This is a genomic window from Chitinolyticbacter albus (genome assembly GCF_024437655.1).
GTDB classification, from domain to species: Bacteria; Pseudomonadota; Gammaproteobacteria; order Burkholderiales; family Chitinibacteraceae; genus Chitinolyticbacter; species Chitinolyticbacter albus.
On the sequence record NZ_JANBVF010000004.1, the window covers coordinates 166,976 to 186,866 of the forward strand.

Here is a 19,891-nt window from a genome sequence, read left to right on the forward strand (position 1 = left end):
GCGCTGCGGGCGCGCCTCACACCGGGTGAGCGGCTTCGGCCGGATTATGCCGCGCCAGCAATTCCTCGGCGAGCTGTAGATAGGCTTGCGCGCCCTTGGACGACTTGTCGTAGGCCAGGATGGGCCGGCCATACGACGGCGCTTCGGCCAGGCGCACATTGCGCGGAATCACCGTGTGATAGAGCTTGGAGGTGAAATGCTTGACCAGCTGATCGCTGACCTGCTGCGCCAGCGTGCTGCGCGGATCGAACATGGTGCGCAACAGACCCTCGATCTCGATCTTGCGATTCAGGTTCTGCTTCACCCGGCGCAAGGTATTGACGAGATCGGACAAACCCTCGAGCGCGTAGTATTCGCACTGCATCGGGATCATCACGGAATCAGCAGCAACGAGACCATTCAAGGTCAGCAGATTGAGCGCCGGTGGGCAGTCGAGCACGATGAAATCGTAATCGCCCGTCACGCTGGCCAACAGCTGCTTGAGCCGTGATTCGCGCGCCTCGGCCTCGACCAGTTCGACTTCAGCGCCCGCCAGCTCGCGGTTGGCCGGTAGCACATCGTAGCCACCCGACTCGGACGCCAGCCGCGTTTGCGCCAGCGTCGAATCGCCGATCAGCATCGTATAGATCGTGTGCTTGAGCTTGGCCTTGTCGATGCCGCTGCCCATGGTGGCATTGGCCTGCGGATCGAGATCGACCAGCAGCACGCGCCGCCCCAGGTGGGCAAGGCTAGCCGCCAGGTTCACTGCCGTCGTCGTCTTGCCTACCCCGCCCTTCTGGTTGGCGATCGCCAGGATTTTCATGTGCGCTTCACTGTCAGGTGGACCACGTGCCGCTCGGCCTCGACGCCGGGCACGGCCAGATGATCGACGCTGTTCACCGCAATGTCCACCGGCAGCTTGGCGATCTCGTCGTGCGGCCAGACGCCCTTGAGCGCCAGCCAGCTCCCCGCCGGTGCCAGCAGGTGGCGGGTCCAGGCGATGAAATCGGCGAGCTCGGCGAAGGCGCGTGAAGTGATGATGTCAAATCCGCCTTCCTGCTCGACGGCTTCGACCCGGCCGTTCACCACGCTGACATTGGCCAGCCTCAGGTCCATGACGGCCTGGCGCAAAAAGGTGGTCTTCTTCTGGTTGGCATCGAGCAGCGTGAACTGCCAGTCGGGCCGGGCAATCGCCAGCGGGATACCCGGCGTGCCAAAGCCCGAGCCGACATCAAGAATGCGCGTGGCCCCCAGCCGATCGAAAGCCGGCAGCGGCGCCAGCGAATCGAGCAGATGCTGCGGCACCATGCGTTCCGGTTCACGAATCGCGGTCAAACTGTAGGTCTTGTTCCATTTGGCCAGCAGTGCCACATAAGCCAGCAGCGCCTGCTGTTGCGCTGCGGACAGCGGCAACCCCAGCACAGCCAGCCCCTGGGCGAGAGGGGGCGCCAGCGTATTCACATCGGCCACGACCGCCATCAGGCCACCTTGCCCTGGCCTGCCTCGGCGAGCTGTTTCTTTTTCAGATGCACCACCAAGAGCGCCACCGCCGCCGGCGTGATGCCGGAAATGCGGCTGGCCTGGCCCAGCGTTTCCGGCTGGTGGCGGGCGAGCTTCTGCTGCACTTCCTTGGAAAGACCCACCACCTGGCCGTAATCGAAATCGGCAGGCAGACGCGCGTCTTCCAGCGTTTCACGGCGCGCCACCTCGGCCTGTTGGCGCTCGATGTAGCCGTGATACTTCACCTGGATCTCGACCTGCTCGGCGACCAGCGGATCAGTCACCGCCACCTCACCGTCCTTGGGTTGCGCCGCTTCCAAAGTCAGCAGCGTCTCGTAGCTCACTTCGGGGCGACGCAGCAGGTCGTCCAGTGTGTATTCGCGCTCCAGCGGCTTGCCCAGCACCCGCTCGGCCTCCGCCGCGGCAATGATGCGGCCATTGACCCAGGTCGACTTCAGTCGCGCGAGCTCAGCCTCGACCGCGTCGCGCTTGCGGCAGAACAGATCCCACTGTTCATCGCCCACCACGCCCAGCTTGCGGCCGATCTCGGTCAAGCGCAGGTCGGCGTTGTCCTCGCGCAGCTGCAACCGGAACTCGGCGCGGCTGGTGAACATGCGGTACGGCTCGGTCACACCGCGGGTGACCAGATCGTCGACCAGCACGCCGAGGTAAGCCTCGTCGCGGCGCGGCGTCCACGGTGCTTCGTCGCGCGCGAAGAGCGCGGCGTTGATCCCGGCGAACAGGCCCTGCGCGGCAGCTTCCTCGTAGCCGGTGGTGCCGTTGATCTGGCCGGCGAAATAAAGGCCGGCAATCGCCTTGGTCTCGAAGCTGGCCTTCAGCGCGCGCGGATCGAAATAGTCGTACTCGATGGCGTAGCCAGGGCGCAGGATGCGGGCGTTTTCCAGGCCGTGGATCGATTGCACCGCGGCGATCTGGATATCGAACGGCAGGCTGGTCGAGATGCCGTTTGGATAGAACTCGTGCGTATCGAGCCCTTCGGGCTCCAGGAAGATCTGATGGCTGTCCTTGTCGGCGAAGCGGTTCACCTTGTCTTCGATGCTGGGGCAGTAGCGCGGGCCCACGCCTTCGATCTTGCCGGTGAACATGGGGCTGCGATCGAAGCCAGAACGGATGATCTCGTGGGTGCGCGCGTTGGTGTGTGCGATCCAGCACGGCAGTTGCTGCGGGTGCATCGCGCGGTTGCCACGCACCGAGAAGACAGGCTCGGGCACGTCGCCCGGCTGCACTTCGAGTACGTCGAAGTTGATGGTGCGCCCGTCGATCCGCGGCGGCGTGCCGGTCTTGAGCCGGCCCACCGGCAACTGCAACTCGCGCAGCCGGGCCGAGAGCGAAATCGACGCCGGGTCGCCGGCACGGCCGCCGATCTGGTTTTCCAGGCCGACATGGATCTTGCCGCCGAGGAAGGTGCCGGCGGTCAGCACCACGGCGCTGGCCTCGAAGCGCACGCCGATGGCGGTGACGGCACCGATCACGCGGTCGCCCTCGACGATCAGGTCGGCCACTTCCTGCTGGAACAGATCGAGATTGGGCTGGTTTTCCAGCATGCCGCGGATGGCGGCCTTGTAGCGGATGCGATCAGCCTGCGCGCGGGTGGCGCGTACGGCCGGGCCCTTGCTGGAATTGAGCGTCTTGAACTGGATGCCACCCATGTCGGTGGCCAGCGCCATGGCGCCGCCCAGCGCATCGACTTCCTTCACCAGATGACCCTTGCCGATGCCGCCGATCGACGGGTTGCAGCTCATCTGGCCGAGCGTTTCGATGTTGTGCGTCAGCAGCAGCGTCTTGCGACCCATGCGCGCGCTTGCAAGCGCCGCTTCGGTGCCGGCATGGCCGCCGCCGACCACGATCACGTCGTAACGGGTGGGATAAAGCATGGGTCAAGCGCCTGCGGGGGAAAGGGCAAATATTCTACGGCAAAACAGTGACTTGCACCACGCCGCAAGCTTGCGCGGACCGCCCATGCAAAACGGCCCCCGCGGGGCCGTTGCGATGCGCGACGCGCGTCGTCAGATGCCGAAGGTCGCCGCCGCTTCCAGTGCTGCGCCGACGATGCCGGCATCGTTCTTCAGATCGGCGGGAACCACCGGGAAGCGCAACCCCTTGAGTTCGGGAATGAATTTCTCGTGCTTCTTCGAAATGCCGCCGCCGATGATGACAAGATCGGGCGAGAGCAACAGCTGCAGGTGTTCGAGATAGCCGTTGAGCCGCACCGCGTAGTCCTTGTACTTCATGTCGAGGTCGTCCTTGACCTTGGCCGAACAGTACTTTTCCGCGACGGCGTCCTTGGGATAGATCACGTGGCCGAACTCGGTATTGGCGATCAGCTTGCCATCGACGATCAGCGCGGTGCCGATGCCGGTCCCGAGTGTAATCACCAGCACCTTGCCCTGCTTGCCCTTAGCCGCGCCGAAAATGGCTTCAGCCAGGCCCGCCGCATCGGCGTCGTTGACAAGCTTGAGCGGCAACCCGGTGGCCTTGGCCAGGATGTCCTGCGCCGGGGCATTGATCCAGCTCTTGTCGACGTTGGCAGCGGACAGCGTCACGCCGTTGTGGACGATGGCCGGAAAGGTGCAGCCTACGGGTCCCGTCCAGCCGAACTCGTCGACCAGCTGCTTCACCACACGCCCTACCGCTTCCGGCGTGGCCGGCTGCGGGGTATCGAGGCGCACGCGCTCGGCCAGCAGTTCGCCGGTTGCCACGTCGACGGGCGCACCCTTGATGCCGGTGCCGCCAATGTCGATCCCCAGTACTACCTTGTCGCCCTGCGCTGCCATTGAAAAGAATCCTGTCGATGATGCGCGCGCAGTTTGCCCGCACACCGGGGATGCCGAACTACGGAAAAATACCTAGCCGGCGCGAAGAAGTAGCCGCTGTACGGGCACGGCCGCCATTCTACGCATGATAGACAGCAAAACGGCCAGCTCGCCGGCTGGCCGTTGATACAACGCAAGACGGGCTACCGCGCCTGCAACTCGATAAAACGGCGCTTGTCCTGCTCGGCGCGTTTCTTCACTTCCTCGATCTCGGCATTGCGCTTGATGGTGTCGCGGTCGATATCGTCGATGTCCTTTTTCGCCACAGCGAACTCGGCTTCCAAGTCGGACGGCAGCGGCTTTTTCTGCTTGGTGTAGCGTTCGGCCTGCTTGTTCAGCCGGGTCTGCCTGTCCACCAGCGTCTGGCGCTTGAGCTTGTTGGTCTGGATCGTCGCCTGGATGGCCTCGATCTGCCGATCGCGCAACAGGTCGATTTCCTCAGGCTTGGTGAAGGACTGCAACAGCGCCTTGTCGCGGCGCTTTTGCTCCTTGGCCAGGAGCTCTGCCTCCTTCGCCCGCAGCTTTTCTTCTTCGGTCGGCGGCGCAGTCGGGCCCTTGCGCACAGTGCCCGACTTGTTGAGTTCGGACACGCCGCCCTTGGGATCCTGCACCGGCGGCTTGTCGCTGAATTGCACGTTGCCTTGCTCATCGACCCAACGGTAGAGCTTGGCTTCGGCCTGTGCCGACGTCAGCGCCACCATCAAGGTGGCCACCCATACCCAATGCTTCATGCCTTCGTCCTCTCGATCAGATCCCGGCAAGGGCACGTGCCGCTCACCGGATGCCGTATTGCGCGCGATACGCCTCGGCTTTCTTCAAGTTCTCGTTCATTCCCGGCTTGGCCGCAAGGTAGCTGAGCAAATCCCCCAGCGTGGCGATCGGAATCACCGGAATGCCAAATTGCTGCTCCACTTCCTGCACCGCCGATAGCTCGCCCTGGCCGCGCTCCATGCGATCGAGCGCGATCAGCACACCGGCCGGCTCCGCGCCGTGCGCCCGGATCATGCTTACCGATTCGCGCACGCTGGTGCCCGCCGAGATCACGTCGTCAATGATCAGCACGCGGCCGGTGAGCTTGGCGCCAACCAGCACGCCGCCCTCACCATGATCCTTCGCTTCCTTGCGGTTGTACGCGAACGGCACATTGCTGCCCGCTTCGGCCAGCTTCACCGCCGTGGCCGCCGCCAGCACGATGCCCTTGTATGCAGGCCCAAACAGCACATCGAACTGGACCTTGGAGGCCAGCGCCGCCTGGGCGTAGAAACGCGCCAGTTCGGCCAGCGATGCACCGTCGTTGAAGAGGCCGGCATTGAAGAAGTACGGCGAGTTGCGGCCGGCTTTGGTGATAAACTCGCCAAATCCCAGCACATTCTGTGCCACGGCGAATTCGATGAATTCCTGACGGAAGTCGGACATGGTTTCTGGCTCCTGAGGCATGCTCCCACCGGCTGCAGACTGCCGATTTTCGGGAGCGATGTGACGAAAAACAGCATATCACGCAGCGCAAGCCCCCCTTGCGACCGGGAAGACACGGTTCAAGCTGTGATGCTGACGAGAGATAGCGAGACCCCCTCGCGGCGGCGACAACCCGTTGTGACGGCGAGCGCAGCGCGGGCGGGGAGTGGAATCGAAACGGAGGGCGCCGCTATGTGCCCTTCAGCACCGGTGGGAACCCGGCTTTGCCGGATTCTTGTCAGTGACCCACAGATACACGGCCACACCAACAGGCTCCAAGAGGAACGCTTTCAATGCGCATTGTTTCCGCCAACCTCAACGGTATCCGCTCCGCCACCAACAAGGGCTTTCTCGATTGGGTCGCCACTTCTGGCGCCGACGTGATCGGGCTGCAGGAGCTCAAGGCGCAGGCTGGCGACCTGACCGATGCCATGCGCGCGCCCGCCGGCTACCACGGTTACTTTCACTACGCCGAGAAAAAGGGCTACAGCGGGGTGGGTCTCTACTGCCGGCGCGAGCCCGACGCCATCATCGAGGGGCTGGGCCTGCCCGAATTCGATGCGGAAGGCCGCTATCTTGAGGCGCAGTTCGGCAATCTGTCGGTAATCTCGCTGTACCTGCCCTCGGGCTCGTCCGGCGAGGAACGTCAGCAGGTGAAGTTCCAGTTCATGGCCGCGTTCTGGCCACACCTGGCCGAGCTTGCCGCCTGTGGCCGCGATGTGGTGGTACTGGGCGACTGGAACATCGCGCACAACGAGATCGATCTGAAGAACTGGAAGGGCAATATGAAGAACTCGGGCTTTTTGCCCGAGGAGCGCGCCTGGATCGGCCGCGTATTCAGCGAACTCAAGCTGGTCGATGTCTGGCGCACGCTCTACCCGGACGCCCCCGGCTACACCTGGTGGAGCAACCGCGGCCAGGCCTATGCCAAGGACGTGGGCTGGCGCATCGACTACCACGTGGCCTCTGCGGCCCTCGCCGCGCGCGCGCAGGCGGCGGCCGTCTACAAGGACGTGAAGTATTCGGATCACGCGCCGCTGACCGTCGATTACGACTACCCGCTGTGAGCACGCCATGGACGACCTCGGCCTGACGCCCCGCCAGAAAGCAATCCCTTCAGCCCTGCTGGGCGCCGTCATCCTGTGCCTGGCGTTCTGGGACTGGCGCATACGCTACACCTGCAACGCACAGACCGGCGATATTTGCGCCTACCTCACGCGGCTGGCCGATGCCTGGCTGGGCGCGGGCCAGGTGTGGCAGCTGTGGGCCTTGGGCGAAGGGCTGTTGGGCCTCGCGTGCTTCACGTTTGCGTGGTGGCAGTTGCGCAAGGCGCGCGCATGATCTGCCAGTTCGGAAATTCTCGCGAATCCGCTTAAGCCACCGGCCGAAACCCCAGCGTCGCCTGTACCGCCTGCTGCCAGCCCGCATACAACGTCTCGCGGCGCACCTCGTCCATCTGTGGCATGAAACGCCGTTCCTCCTGCCACTGGCCGGCCAGCGCCGACGGCGCATCCCAGACCCCGGCCGCCAATCCTGCGAGGTAGGCGGCGCCCAACGCTGTCGTTTCGGTGACGCGTGGCCGCAGCAACGGCACGCCGAGCAGATCGCTCTGGAACTGCGCCAAAAAGTCGTTGGCGATGGCGCCGCCGTCGGCGCGCAGCTCGGTCAGCGCGATGCCTGCATCCAGCTGCATGGCCGCCAGGACATCGCGGGTCTGGTAGGCGATCGCTTCGAGCGCGGCGCGCGTGAGGTGGGCCTTGCCACTGCCGCGCGTCAAACCGAACACCGCGCCGCGCGCGTCACTGCGCCAATACGGCGCCCCCAGCCCGACGAAGGCCGGCACCACGTAGACACCGCCGTTGTCCGGCACGCTGGCCGCCAGCGCCAGCGAATCGGCGGCGGTATCGAGCAGACCCAACCCATCGCGCAACCACTGGATCACCGAACCGGCGACAAAGATGCTGCCCTCCAGCGCGTATTGCGGTGATCCATCGAAGCTGCACGCCGCGGTGGTCAGCAGCCCATGCATGGACAGCACCGGCACCGCACCGGTGTGCAGCAGCATGAAGCAGCCGGTGCCGTAGGTGTTCTTGGCCATGCCTGGCGCAAAGCAACCCTGCCCGACCAGGGCTGCCTGCTGGTCGCCGGCCGCGCCGCGTATCGGCAAGCGCAGGCCGAAGCCGAATTGCGGCAAGGTGCTGGCATGGTCGGCGCTGCTGGGCTGCACGCGTGGCAACAGCGCGGCCGGAATGTCGAATAAGCGCAGTAGCTCGTCGTCCCAGCAACGGCGATGGATGTCGTAAAGCAGCGTGCGCGCGGCGTTGGTCTCGTCAGTCACATGCACCGCGCCGCCGGACAGCTGCCAGATCAGCCAGCTGTCGATGGTGCCAAAGGCCAGCTCGCCGCGTATCGCCCGCACGCGGGCACCCTGCACGTTGTCGAGCAGCCAGCGGATCTTGCTCGCCGAAAAATAGGGGTCGAGCAGCAGGCCGGTGCGCTCGCGCACCAGCGGTTCTGCGCCGTCGGCCTTGAACGCATCACAGATCGCCTGGCTCTGCCGTGACTGCCAGACTATGGCCGGATGGATGGCGCGGCCGCTCGCGCGCTCCCAGATCACCGTGGTTTCACGCTGGTTAGCGATGCCGATGCCGGCGATGTCAGCCGCATCGATGCCGGCCCGATTCACCGCCTCGGTCATCGTCACCAGCACGCTGGTGAAAATCTCGTGCGCATCGTGCTCCACCCAGCCCGGCTGGCGAAAATGCTGGGCGAACTCGCGCTGCGCCTGCGCCACCGGCAGACCGCCAGCATCGAACACGATGCAACGCGTGCTGGTGGTGCCCTGGTCAATGGCGAGAAGGTAGGGAGCTGCGGGCATGGGATGATCCTGGAGCGCGACGCTTCACGATAGAACGTCGCCAGCGCCGCGGCCTGCGGCACGCTCGCCACAATCGCGGGCCCTTGCCCGAATCCGGCGATACGCCATGCGATACTGCGCGCTCATCCAGTTCGCCCGGCCTTGCCATGTCGCTCGCCACCTATACCGCCGTGTTCACCAACCGCCGCATGGCAGCCGTGCTGCTGCTTGGCTTCGCTTCCGGGCTACCGCTGGCGCTGACCGGCCAGGCGATGCAATCGTGGCTGACCAGTGACGGGCTCGATCTCAAGACCATCGGCCTCTTGGCGCTGGTCGGCATGCCCTATACCTACAAATTCCTCTGGGCCCCGCTGATGGACCGCTTCGAGCTGCCGGGGCTGGGGCGGCGCAAGGGCTGGCTGCTGATTACCCAGCTGGCACTCGGGGTGTTGCTGCTCTCCATGGCGGGGCTGCAGCCCGGGGTGCACACCGGCACCTTTGCGCTGTTCGCGTTGGGGGTGGCGTTTTTCTCGGCCTCGCAGGATGTGGTAGTCGATGCCTACCGGGTCGATGTCAGCCACGACGACGAGCGCGGTGCGGCGGCCGCCGTTGGCGTGCTGGGCTACCGGCTGGCCATGCTGACCTCGGGCGGACTGGCCTTCCTGATGGCGGAGGCCATGGGTTGGGGCCGCACCTATGCCATGCTGGGCGGGGTGATGCTCGGGCTGGCCGTAATCGTGCAGCTGATCGCGCCTCGCCTCGCCTACCACGCCAGTCATTCGGCCAGCGAATTTGCCCGCTTCATTGCCGCGCTACTGTTGTTGCTCGCCGCGGCCATCACCGCCGCGTGGCAGCAGCAGGGGGCGTTTGCGCCGCTGGCGGCCGTGGTCGCCGCGCTGCTGGTCAATGCGCTGGTCGGCTCGCGGCTATTTGGCGAATGGCGGCACCTCAACGGCTTTCTGGCCATGCTGGCCGGGGCGTGGCTCGGCTACATGCTGGCGCAGCGCGGCCTGGTCGCACTGGGCCAACTGGCGGGTTGGCCGGATTTCGTTCCGGACAGCCAGAACAACTGGACCGGCCTCTTGTTCGTGCTGGCCGAGATCGGCGCTGCGGTACCGCTGGCGCTGTACGGTGCGCAACTGGCGCGCTTCGAGCTCTTGATCACGCCGATGCAGCAGTACTTCCGCCGCGAACACGCCTGGGCTTTCCTGCTGCTGATCGTGCTCTACAAGCTGGGCGACGCCTTTGCCGGCGTGCTCAGCGTGGCCTTCCTGCAGCAGGGCGTGGGCTTCAGCCTGGGCGAGATTGGTGTGGTCAACAAGATCGTAGGCATGGTGGCGACCATCTTCGGCGGCATCGTCGGCGGCTTGCTGATGGTGCGGCTGCGGCTGTACCGCTCCTTGCTGGCGTTCGGCATACTGCAGATCGTCTCGAACGTCGGCTACTGGGCGCTGGCCATCTACGGCAAGGGTGCGCTCGGCAGCGTGCATCTGCCGTTGCCCGATGAAGTGCTGCAAGTGTTCCGGACCGGTAAGGGCTGGGACGGTAGCCTCGATGTGTTGCTGGGTATCTCGATGACACTGGAAAACCTGGCCGGCGGCATGGGCACGGCGGCGCTGGTATCACTGCTGATGGCGCTGTGCAACCGCGAGGCCAGTGCCACCCACTATGCGCTGCTGTCGGCGCTATCGGCGGTGGGGCGCGTCTACGTCGGACCGACGTCGGGCTACCTGGTCGAATCGCTGGGCTGGGCGCATTTCTTCGAGCTATCGATGCTGGTCGGCGTACCTGGCTTGCTGCTGCTATGGCGGCTACGTCTGCAAGTGGAATGGCTGGATACGCCACGCGTAAGCTGACGGCGAGCAGGGATCAGGGCGCTGGATCACGATCCGCGGGCAGCGGCACCGGCGGACGATGGAGCGAACAACATCAGGACAACGCCTGCGGCTTAGCTAAAGGCTAGCGGGATTCCGGCCCGCAGCCGGAGAAGGGGATTTGTCTCGCCAAATTCCCCTCCACCCCAAAGGCGACCCCCTGCCTTGCGGCCCTCCGGGCTACCCTCGGTCGGTCGCGAGTCCAGGTCTCGCTCCACTCCCTCGGCGCTTGGCACAGGGGTAAGGGTGGTCAGCGCTCAGGCCTGAGGATGATTTCGGCGTGCCCCGTTGCAAGCACCAGACGGCCAAGCTACTTCCGCCACAACCGCCGCGGATCAAACCCCGTCGCCAGCGCCGTGCCCAACAACACCAGCGCGGCGCCGGCCAGCGTGTTGTGTCCAACGGTTTCGCCCAGCAGCAATACGCCCCACAACACGCCGAACACCGGGATCAAAAAGGTCACGGTCAGCGCCGACGCCGGGCCAATGTCCTGCACTAGGCGGAAGTACAACAGGTAGGCAACGCCGGTGCAGAACACGCCCAGCGCCAGCACGGCCAGTACCGCCAGCGGCGTTGGCACCACCGGCGCAGGCTGCCAGGCCAACAGCGGCAGGATGGCGAGACTGGAAGCCCACATGCTGCCGTGCGCAGCGGCGAATGGCGGCACATCGGCGGCGTGCCGCTTGCTGTAGCTGCTGGCGGTTGCGTAGCACAGCGTAGCGCCGAGCACAGCTACGATGGCCCAGCCGGTGCCGGGCTTGCTGATCGCGGCATCCAGGCCCACCAGTACCGTCACCCCGACTATGCCCAGTAGCAAGCCGAATGCCGATTTGAGTGTCGGCTTCACGCCCAGCCAGACAGCGGCCACCAGCGCGCCCCAGATCGGCGCTGTGGCATTAAGGATCGACATCATCGACGCAGTCAGCGAGCGCGCGGCCAGGCCATAGAGCAGGAAGGGAATGGCGGTGTTAAACAGCCCAAGCACCGCGTAGTGGCGCCAATGCTCGCGTTTGAGCCGCGTGCGCGCCAGCAACACGGCCACCAGCGCGAGGAACACCGCGCCGATCACGATGCGCCCTACTGCCGGGATCACCGGGCCCAGCGCCGGCACCGATACGCGCATGAACAGAAAAGATGCGCCCCAGATGGCGGCGAGCAGGATCAGGCGCAGAGCGGAGGCGGCGTTCATCGATATTCCGTGGGATATGCCGGGATCAGCATGCCGGACAGGCGCTCGCTAAGCTTCCCGGATCTTGCACAACTTGCACGCCGGCGACAGCGGCCGCCAGCAACAGCATCGCCCGGTTTACGTGGCAACAGAAGCCGGGATATGCCGTATCGCGTAGCGCCCGCAACCCGGCTAGCCACGTCGCTAGATGCCACACGCGCTCAACGACAGCGCGTGGCACCTGGTCAGTCATCGGGCACAGATGAATGAGGTATCTACGCCCGCTATGGGCACGCTATGCAGTGGCCAGATCTATCATCACGACGCCGATTTGCGGCGTGCGCCAACGGCGTTTGAAATTGGCCCACCAGCCACGGGGATGTTTGCGATCGTAAACCGGCTCGGTCTTGAGCACGCCCGCAACAACCCCGGTAGGATCGGAATCCAGCGCATCGCTCACCTGGAAGCGCGCGTCCGGCGGCAAGCACTCCCTGGCCAACGCCACCAACGCGTGTTCATGTTCCGCATGGCGCTTGCTGCGCAGGATCATCAGCGGCTCGCCTGGCTTGTTGCTGGTCTGCAGGTAAACCAAGTGCATCTGCTCGATGTCCGCCTGACTTGCGCAGTAGTCGTAGGCCACCCGGGTGAAATCCCGTAGCGGCGCCAGCAACGCCGCATAACGGGCCGTGTCGATTTGCGCGTCGCCCGCCTGCATGGTCAGCAAATCATGGACTTTGAGCAGATAGGTGTTGTCGACGACGGTCATGCCATGCTCGTCGATCAAGGCCAGCTCGAAATGCTGCTGGCTAGCGGTGAGCAGCAAGGCGCTGAACGTGGTTTCGAACACGGGCTCAGTTTCACCTTGGGCCGCCGCCAGCTCGGCACTGGCATAGGCCGGCACCACTGGCAAAGCGTGGCCTTCCAGTGTCACCGCGGCAAAACTGATCGCCAGTTTGCCGTCGGGCAGCGATTGCGCCGCCCCTGTTGCCCACAAGGGATGGACCCAAAGCGCTTGCTTGATCTCGTCTTCCTGCGCCGAGCCAAATTCGACGGCGTCAAGCCGCTCAATCAGTGCTAGTACCGCATGTTGCATCAAGGCCTCCTGTGATCATTGCGGCCTGGGCCGCATCGGCAGAGGGCCGAGGATAGCCGGGGCCTGATACCGATAACAAGCACGGATCTGTTGCATGTCAGCGCCGCTGGATCAGATCGCCCGCTCGCTCAACGATAACGCGTGCCGCCAAGCGGGCTTCACTTGGTAGAGCTGCGCCGGCCGATGCGCGTTGCCACTGGAGAACGCGCCGGGGATCGCTTCGAGCACGTCGAGTTCGTCCATCTTGCGGCGAAAGCTTACCTTGTTCAGCGGTTCGCCCAGCAGCGCCTCATAGACCACCTGCAGCTGCGGCAGCGTGAACGGCGCCGGGCACAGGTGCACCGGCAGCGATGAATAGCTGCTCTTGTTGCGCACGCGCTCGCACGCAGCGGCAACAATCTGCGCATGATCGAACGGCAGGCCGCGCAGGTCGTCCACCGAGCAGAGCACCGCGTCTGCCGCTTCGGTAATCAGCGTATCGGGCACCAGCGCGTAATAGACCACGCTGATCGACCAGCCGCGGGGATCGCGCGCCGGGCCGCTGAAGGTGCCAAGCTGCTCCAGATAGGGGCTGTGCACCCCCGGCTTGTCGCGCAGCACGCGCAAGGCGGCATCACGGGTATCGCGGTCGCTGTCGGTGTGCACATAGCCGCCCGGCAGCGCCAGCGTGCCGACAAAGGGCTCGCGCTCGCGCCGGTGCAGCAGCACTTGCAGCGCATCGTCACGCAGCGTCAACAGCACAACGTCGACCGTGCAGATCACCTCGCTCATCCCATTCCCATCCAGTTAGATCATAATTAAAACTAACTGATTGCAGACTGTTTGGCTAGCGCCGCACGGCATGATCCAATGTAGGTATCCATACTTCGTGCACCCGCTTTGCTGCGCCATTTAATTAGTTGCAAACATAAACTAAGTGGTTTACATTGGAATCACCCCGCAGCCGGAGCGCCACCATGTTGAAGCAACACCTGTTGATCATCGACCCGCAGAACGATTTCTGCGATCTGCCCACCACCTTCCGCCCGGCCAATCCACTGGCCGACGGTGAACAGCTGGCCCCGGCACTGCCGGTGGCCGGCGCCCACGCCGACATGCTGCGCCTTGCCGCGCTGATCGATACAGCGGGCGCGAGCTTCGACGCCATCACCATCACGCTCGATTCCCACCAACGGCTCGACATCGCCCACCCCACCTTCTGGTGCACTGGTGACGGCGATGGCGTCGCCCCGTTCACGCAGATCAGCGCAAACGATGTCGCAACCGGCCGCTACGTGCCGCGTGATCCGGCCGCCACATCCCGCGCGCTGAGCTATCTGCGCGAACTGGAAGCGAAGGGCCGCTACGTGCACATGGTCTGGCCGGTGCACTGTGAAATCGGCAGCTGGGGTTACGCCGTGCACGACAGCCTGCGCGCCGCCTACAACCGCTGGGAAGAGCGCGAGCTGAAGATCGTGGCCAAGGTGGTGAAGGGCACCAATCCGTGGACCGAGCACTACAGCGCCATCGAAGCCGAAGTGCCGCTGGCCGACGACGACAGCACGCAAGTGAACGCCGCGCTGGTGGCTGCACTGAATGACGCCGAGCACATCATCGTCGCCGGTGAGGCTGGCAGCCACTGCGTAAAGGCGACCACCGAGCATCTGGTGGCCCGCCTGCCCGATGGTGCGGCGCGGCTGACGCTGCTGACCGACTGCATGAGCGCCGTCGCCGGCTTCGAGGCGCAGTACCGTGATTTTCTCGCCGATATGCAGGCCCGTGGCGCGCGGCTCGCCACCAGCGAGCAGATCGCGGCAGAATGCCTCGCCTGAAGACCCGTTGCAGCGGCGGCCACGCGGCCTGCGCTGCAACGGCTTGCACCACCCACACCATACGAACGCATCGAGAACCGAGATGAACGCCCCCATCGTGCGCAGCCTGCTGGAAAACGACCTCTACAAGTTCACCATGTGGCAGGCGCTGCTGCATCGCCAGCCCGGCGCCATGGCCGAGTACGCCTTCGTCTGCCGCAATACGCCGGCCTTTCCGCTGGCCGAGCTCAAGGCGGAGGTAGAGGCCGAGCTCGATGCGCTGTGCGCCATGCAGTTCACCCAGGACGAGCTCGACTACCTGCGCGGCCTGCGCTTCATCAAGGGCGATTTCGTCGACTTCCTCACCGTGTTCCGCTTCCAGCGCCATTTCGTCTCGGTGGAAACAGCCGGCGACACGCTGCAGATCGTCGCGCGCGGCCCGCTGGTGCACGTGATGGGCTTCGAGATCTTCGTGCTCTACATCGTCAACACGCTGTACTTTCGCCGCCTCGGCAATGTTGAGGCGGTGCTCGGCGTAGCGCGGCAGCGCCTTGCCGCCAAGATCGCCACGCTCAAGGCCGCCGCGCCGGAGCTCGCGGACGGCGGGGATTTCCCCTTCATCGCCTTCGATTTCGGTCTGCGCCGCCGCTATTCGGCCGAGTGGCACGACGAGGTGCTGGAAACGCTGACGCGCGAAGTGCCGCAGTTCGTGCGCGGCACCTCCAACGTCTACCTCGCCAAGCGCTACGGCATCACGCCGATCGGCACCATGGCGCACGAATACCTGCAGGCCTACCAGGCCTTCGGCTCGCGGCTGCGCGATTTTCAGAAATCCGCGCTGGAAGGCTGGGTGCAGGAATACCGCGGTGATCTGGGCATCGCGCTGACGGATGTGGTCGGCATGGATGCCTTCCTCGCCGATTTCGATCTCTACTTCGCCAAGCTGTTCGACGGTCTGCGGCACGATTCGGGCGATCCCACGGCCTGGGGCGAAAAAGCCATCGCCCACTACGACGCGCTGCGCATCGATGCGCGGATGAAACGGCTGGTGTTCTCCGACGGGCTCGACATCGACAAGGCGCTGGCGCTGTACCGCCATTTCCGCGGCCGCATCCAGACCAGTTTCGGCATCGGCACCAATTTCACCAACGACACGCCTCTCAAGGCGCTGAACATCGTGATGAAGCTCACCCACTGTAACGGCCAGCCGGTAGCCAAGCTCTCCGATGCGCCGGGCAAGACGCTGTGTGAGGACCAGACTTTCCTGGCGTATTTGCGGCAGGTGTTTAATCACACGGCGAGTTGAATATACAGCTACAGATAGCAATTTCGTTTGCAATCATGCCATGCGAGTTGCTACTGCAATGTTCAAGCAGAATTTGATGCCCGGAATTTAACAATCGGGAAACGAGTTTATGAAAACTCTAGCGGAGAATATTTATTGCATTCGGCCCAGCAACGCTCATCGCTTGTTGTTACTCCGACCCGGAGGCTCATATAGCACCCTAGCTGCTATAGGACACAGAAGGTATCGAGAAAGCTGGGTCGACCCAGGCTTCGAGTTTTACGAAAAAGGTTTGGTGCCTGAGTCTCTCGCAACATGCAGTTCGACATTTGCTATTCAAGAGAATCATACGAAATTTCTCGATCTGGGTACTGAAGTCGAACTTCTCCCCATTTTGGTCAAAGCGAAGCGATGGTTCTTGGCGAATGTACTAGCAGAAGTTTTCGAATTTGATGAAGAACACTCTGTCGTCATGAGATCAGGTCCGAATAGCGATATATTTTATGTTCAGGCTCTTTTTGTTAAAAAAGACAAAATTCCGGATATTTTCGTTTTGGCCGGCTCTAACAAGTCACAAATTTTTGTTACTGAGAAAATGAAAGCGCAGTTATGCGTATTGCCAAATCCAGGGGTTAAATTTCATCATGTTGGCGCTGCGATTTACGTGTAGTCCGCAAGGCTAGAGGGGCAAAAATCGATGTGCCAATAACAAAAGATAAATATCCGCATAGCCATCCGACACTAGATCCAAAGCATTCCTGAGGACCACCATGCTGCGCATCACCGTAGCCCAGATCAATCCCACCGTCGGCGACTTCGCCGGCAACCTCAAGCTGATGCGCGCCGCGGCCGAAACGGCGCAGCGCGAGGGTGCCGAGCTGGTGGTGTTTCCCGAGCTGTCGCTCACCGGTTATTACCCGGGCGACCTGCTCGACGAGCCGGCCTTTCTCGCCGCCATTGATGCGGCACTGGCCGAGCTGCTCGCCGCCAGCCGCGCCACACCAGGGCTCAACTGGGTGATCGGCGCGCCGACCCGGCGCGAGGGGCCGGGCAAACCGCTCTCGAACAGCCTGCTGGTGATCGCCGACGGGGCCGTGCGTCTGCAGTACGCCAAGCAGCTGCTGCCCACCTACAACATCTTCGACGAGCACCGCCACTTCGAGCCGGGACCGGATGCCAACCGGGTGCTGCGCATCGGGCCGTGGCGCATCGGCTTTCTGATCTGCGAGGATGGCTGGAACGACGATGGCCGCGACTATGCGGTGAACCCATTCCAACGGCTGGCTGAGGCCGCACCGGATCTGGTGGTGTCGATCAACGCCAGCCCCTCCAACATCGGCAAGCGCGAGCAGCGCCACCAGCTGTTCGCCGCCGCCAGCCGGCGCCACGATCTGCCGCTGCTCTATGTGAACCAGGTCGGCGGCCAGGACCAGCTGGTGTTCGATGGTGCATCGTTCGCCGTCACCCCGCAGGGCGGCGTGGTATTCGAGGCGGAGCGCTTTGCCGAGGACACCTGCACGCTGGGCTTCGACGGCACGCGCTTCGCCACCGCCGACGGCGCTGCGCTGCCCGCGGTCGACCCGGCAGGACTGCCGGTGATGGCGTTCTACCGCCAGCAGATCGTGCTGGGCCTGCGCGACTACGCGCGGCGCTGCGGTTTTTTGCGTGCCGTGGTTGGCTGCTCCGGCGGCATCGACAGCGCGCTGACGCTGGCGCTGGCGGCCGAGGCGCTCGGCGCCGACAACGTCACCGCCATCACCATGCCGTCGCGCTTTTCCAGTGCCGGCAGCGTCGACGATTCGGTCACGCTGTGCCGCAACCTGGGCGTGCAGCTGATCGAGCACCCGATCCGCGACATGGTCGATGCCTATGCCGTCGGCTTCGCCACGGCGTTTGGCGCGCCGCTGGCCGGTCTGCCGCTGGAGAACCTGCAGGCGCGCGTGCGCGGCACGGTGCTGATGGAATACTCGAACAGCTACGGCCACCTGCTGCTCACCACCGGCAACAAGAGCGAGATCTCGGTCGGCTATTGCACGCTGTATGGCGACACCAATGGCGGGCTGGGGCTGATCGGCGACTTGTACAAGACGGAGGTCTACGCGCTGAGCCGCCACCTGAACGAAGCCGCCGGCCGCGAGCTGATCCCGGCGCCCATCCTCGACAAGGAACCGTCCGCCGAGCTGGCACCCGGCCAGCGCGACACCGACAGCCTGCCGCCCTATCCGGTGCTCGATGCACTGCTCAAGGTACTGGTTGAAGGGCAGCGACTGGGGCAGGACGAGAGAGCAAAGGTCGAGGCCGAGTACGCGCGACTGACTGCCAGCGCGGAGGGCCAGACTCTGGTGGCGCGCCTGCGCGGCATGATTGCCCGCAACGAATACAAGCGGCGCCAGGCGCCACCCATCCTGCGGCTACGCGCCCGCGCCTTCGGCAGTGGCCGACAGATGCCCATCGCCGCCCGCCACCTGTTCTGATTGGGATTAGCCATGAGCCACGATTTCGATTGCGCGGTGCTGATCGGCCGCTTCCAACCCTTCCACCTGGGCCATGCCGCGCTGCTGGCAGAAGCGCTGCGCCGTGCGCCGCAAGTAGTGGTGGTGGTAGGTTCCGCCCATCGCGCGCGCGATGCCAAGAACCCGTTCAGCTGGCAGGAACGCGCCGCGATGTTGTCCGCCACACTGAACGAAGCCGATACGGCGCGGGTGCGCTACGCGCCGGTGCGCGATTACTACGATGATGGCCGCTGGACTGCGGCGGTACGCAAGGCGGTCGACGGAGACACACCGCCACGCCGCGTCGCGCTGGTCGGCCACGCCAAGGATGCATCGAGCTACTACCTGCAGCGCTTCCCCGGCTGGACGCTGCTGCCGCTGCCGGCCCAGGGCGAGCTCGATGCCACCAGCCTGCGGCAGATCTATTTCGGTGTGGACGACGACGCTGCCGCCGACGCGCTGCTCGCCACGCTGGTACCACCTGCCATCGCCGGCTACCTGCAGGGCTGGCGCACGTTGCCGGCGTTTGCGCCGCTGCGCGCCGAGCACGCGGCGCTGATCGAAAATCGCAAGCGCTGGGGCGGCGGCCCCTTCGTCACCGTCGATGCGGTGGTCGAGATCGCCGACCATGTGCTGCTCATCGAGCGCAAGCACGCGCCGGGGCAAGGATTGTGGGCGCTGCCGGGTGGCTTTCTCGATGGCCGCGAACGGCTGCTACAGGGCGCGATCCGCGAGCTGCGCGAGGAAACGGGCCTGGCGCTGCTCGACAGCACGCTGGAAGCCGCACTGCGCGGTGTGGCGGTGTTCGACCACCCCGATCGCAGCCTGCGCGGCCGCACCATCACCCACGCCCACCACTTCGCCATCGCAATGGAACGCCTGCCCAAAGTGGCCGGTAGCGACGATGCCGCCGCCGCGCGGTGGGTACCCATCACTGAGCTCGCGGCCATGGAAGACCGCTTTTTCGAGGATCACTTCCATATCCTCGACCATTTTCTTGGTCTGACTGCCGGCGCGGTCGGGATTTGATTAACTATTACGCAGCCCCACGGGCGCTGGGCAGTTTCGCCCCATTGCTACCCTGGGCCTCGCTGCCAAACGCAACGCTGATATGAAAACTGATATTGAGGGCGCGGTACGAGTATTCACTGCAGCGCATCGGCACGTTGATCTCGTGGAAGCCGTTGTCGACACCACTGGGAGCAGGCCTTATTTGAATCTTTGGGCCTGGAATATCCACCAGGGCAAGCGTTTCAAAGATGCGATGCGCGAAGTCGCCGCAACCAGGAACTGGGGATTTTTGGCAGACATCGTTAATGAAGGAGGCAGTTCAACCTTCATCATCGCACTGGAAAGCATGTATCCAGACTGGCCCGATGCACTGGATGAAGGCGACAAACGCATGATTCGTGTTCTGCAAGCGGCTGCGAGTGCCTTGCCGGAAAGCACAGCGTTCATATTTCACCATGTCGCTGCCTGGCCACCGGTGGATATACGCACAGGAAAAGCGATCGATCTCTAACTAACCCCAACAAGCCACCCCAACTAGCGCACGCGGCAACCG

Annotated in this window: 19 protein-coding genes; 9 read left to right on the plus strand and 10 right to left on the minus strand. The window is 64.1% G+C overall.

Features of this window, described 5'->3' with window-relative positions; genetic code table 11:
* Nucleotides 1-16 precede the first annotated feature (16 nt).
* The 6 genes from NLI84_RS03330 to pyrE form a co-directional block, all read right to left on the minus strand.
* On the minus strand, nucleotides 17-802 hold the full coding sequence (locus NLI84_RS03330; protein WP_255988166.1) for a ParA family protein: 786 nt from the start codon (nucleotides 800-802) through the stop codon (nucleotides 17-19).
* Entirely contained in the window at nucleotides 799-1,458 is a 660-nt protein-coding gene (gene rsmG, locus NLI84_RS03335) for a 16S rRNA (guanine(527)-N(7))-methyltransferase RsmG (protein ID WP_255988167.1), read from the minus strand. Before rsmG ends, NLI84_RS03330 begins: the two co-directional genes overlap by 4 nt.
* Nucleotides 1,458-3,374 (minus strand): tRNA uridine-5-carboxymethylaminomethyl(34) synthesis enzyme MnmG, encoded by a 1,917-nt coding sequence (mnmG, locus tag NLI84_RS03340; RefSeq protein WP_255988168.1) that lies wholly within the window; start codon nucleotides 3,372-3,374, stop codon nucleotides 1,458-1,460. Before mnmG ends, rsmG begins: the two co-directional genes overlap by 1 nt.
* Before the next feature lie 132 nt (nucleotides 3,375-3,506).
* Nucleotides 3,507-4,274, minus strand: coding sequence for a polyphosphate--glucose phosphotransferase (gene ppgK, locus NLI84_RS03345; protein WP_255988170.1), 768 nt, complete (start codon nucleotides 4,272-4,274; stop codon nucleotides 3,507-3,509).
* Nucleotides 4,275-4,456: 182 nt separating this feature from the next.
* Nucleotides 4,457-5,044: a DUF4124 domain-containing protein gene (locus NLI84_RS03350; protein WP_255988171.1), complete on the minus strand. Its 588-nt coding sequence runs from the start codon at nucleotides 5,042-5,044 to the stop codon at nucleotides 4,457-4,459.
* A 43-nt stretch (nucleotides 5,045-5,087) separates the two neighbouring features.
* Nucleotides 5,088-5,729: an orotate phosphoribosyltransferase gene (gene pyrE / locus NLI84_RS03355; protein ID WP_255988173.1), complete on the minus strand. Its 642-nt coding sequence runs from the start codon at nucleotides 5,727-5,729 to the stop codon at nucleotides 5,088-5,090.
* Between the two features lie 332 nt (nucleotides 5,730-6,061).
* On the opposite strand from pyrE, the gene NLI84_RS03360 reads away from it, so the two are divergent.
* On the plus strand, nucleotides 6,062-6,835 hold the full coding sequence (locus NLI84_RS03360) for an exodeoxyribonuclease III (protein WP_255988174.1): 774 nt from the start codon (nucleotides 6,062-6,064) through the stop codon (nucleotides 6,833-6,835).
* A gap of 7 nt (nucleotides 6,836-6,842) precedes the next feature.
* On the plus strand, nucleotides 6,843-7,109 hold the full coding sequence (locus tag NLI84_RS03365) for a hypothetical protein (protein ID WP_255988176.1): 267 nt from the start codon (nucleotides 6,843-6,845) through the stop codon (nucleotides 7,107-7,109).
* Between the two features lie 31 nt (nucleotides 7,110-7,140).
* On the opposite strand, the gene glpK is transcribed toward NLI84_RS03365, so the two are convergent.
* Complete coding sequence (gene glpK, locus NLI84_RS03370) at nucleotides 7,141-8,646, minus strand: glycerol kinase GlpK (protein WP_255988177.1); 1,506 nt, start codon at nucleotides 8,644-8,646, stop codon at nucleotides 7,141-7,143.
* Nucleotides 8,647-8,792: 146 nt separating this feature from the next.
* Between glpK and NLI84_RS03375 the strand changes: the two genes are divergently transcribed.
* The gene (locus NLI84_RS03375; protein ID WP_255988178.1) at nucleotides 8,793-10,481 is read left to right on the plus strand and encodes an AmpG family muropeptide MFS transporter; all 1,689 of its coding nucleotides are present in this window, start codon (nucleotides 8,793-8,795) and stop codon (nucleotides 10,479-10,481) included.
* Nucleotides 10,482-10,809: 328 nt separating this feature from the next.
* Here the strand turns inward: NLI84_RS03375 and NLI84_RS03380 are convergent, their stop codons facing one another.
* The 3 genes from NLI84_RS03380 to NLI84_RS03390 form a co-directional block, all read right to left on the minus strand.
* Nucleotides 10,810-11,688, minus strand: coding sequence for a DMT family transporter (locus NLI84_RS03380; protein ID WP_255988180.1), 879 nt, complete (start codon nucleotides 11,686-11,688; stop codon nucleotides 10,810-10,812).
* A gap of 274 nt (nucleotides 11,689-11,962) precedes the next feature.
* A complete protein-coding gene (locus NLI84_RS03385) occupies nucleotides 11,963-12,760 on the minus strand; it encodes a hypothetical protein (RefSeq protein WP_255988181.1) in 798 nt (265 codons plus the stop codon).
* Nucleotides 12,761-12,871: 111 nt separating this feature from the next.
* Nucleotides 12,872-13,531: an NUDIX hydrolase gene (locus tag NLI84_RS03390; protein WP_255988182.1), complete on the minus strand. Its 660-nt coding sequence runs from the start codon at nucleotides 13,529-13,531 to the stop codon at nucleotides 12,872-12,874.
* A 185-nt stretch (nucleotides 13,532-13,716) separates the two neighbouring features.
* On the opposite strand from NLI84_RS03390, the gene NLI84_RS03395 reads away from it, so the two are divergent.
* The 6 genes from NLI84_RS03395 (at nucleotide 13,717) to NLI84_RS03420 (ending at nucleotide 19,849) form a co-directional block, all read left to right on the plus strand.
* The gene (locus tag NLI84_RS03395; protein ID WP_255988183.1) at nucleotides 13,717-14,571 is read left to right on the plus strand and encodes a cysteine hydrolase family protein; all 855 of its coding nucleotides are present in this window, start codon (nucleotides 13,717-13,719) and stop codon (nucleotides 14,569-14,571) included.
* Nucleotides 14,572-14,653: 82 nt separating this feature from the next.
* The gene (gene pncB / locus NLI84_RS03400; RefSeq protein WP_255988184.1) at nucleotides 14,654-15,856 is read left to right on the plus strand and encodes a nicotinate phosphoribosyltransferase; all 1,203 of its coding nucleotides are present in this window, start codon (nucleotides 14,654-14,656) and stop codon (nucleotides 15,854-15,856) included.
* 109 nt (nucleotides 15,857-15,965) lie between these two features.
* Nucleotides 15,966-16,505, plus strand: a complete 540-nt coding sequence (locus tag NLI84_RS03405) for a hypothetical protein (protein WP_255988185.1) — start codon at nucleotides 15,966-15,968, stop codon at nucleotides 16,503-16,505.
* A 100-nt stretch (nucleotides 16,506-16,605) separates the two neighbouring features.
* Nucleotides 16,606-18,309, plus strand: coding sequence for an NAD+ synthase (locus tag NLI84_RS03410; RefSeq protein ID WP_255988186.1), 1,704 nt, complete (start codon nucleotides 16,606-16,608; stop codon nucleotides 18,307-18,309).
* Nucleotides 18,310-18,321: 12 nt separating this feature from the next.
* Nucleotides 18,322-19,356 (plus strand): bifunctional nicotinamide-nucleotide adenylyltransferase/Nudix hydroxylase, encoded by a 1,035-nt coding sequence (locus NLI84_RS03415; RefSeq protein ID WP_255988187.1) that lies wholly within the window; start codon nucleotides 18,322-18,324, stop codon nucleotides 19,354-19,356.
* Between the two features lie 82 nt (nucleotides 19,357-19,438).
* Nucleotides 19,439-19,849, plus strand: coding sequence for a hypothetical protein (locus NLI84_RS03420; protein ID WP_255988188.1), 411 nt, complete (start codon nucleotides 19,439-19,441; stop codon nucleotides 19,847-19,849).
* Nucleotides 19,850-19,891: the final 42 nt, after the last annotated feature.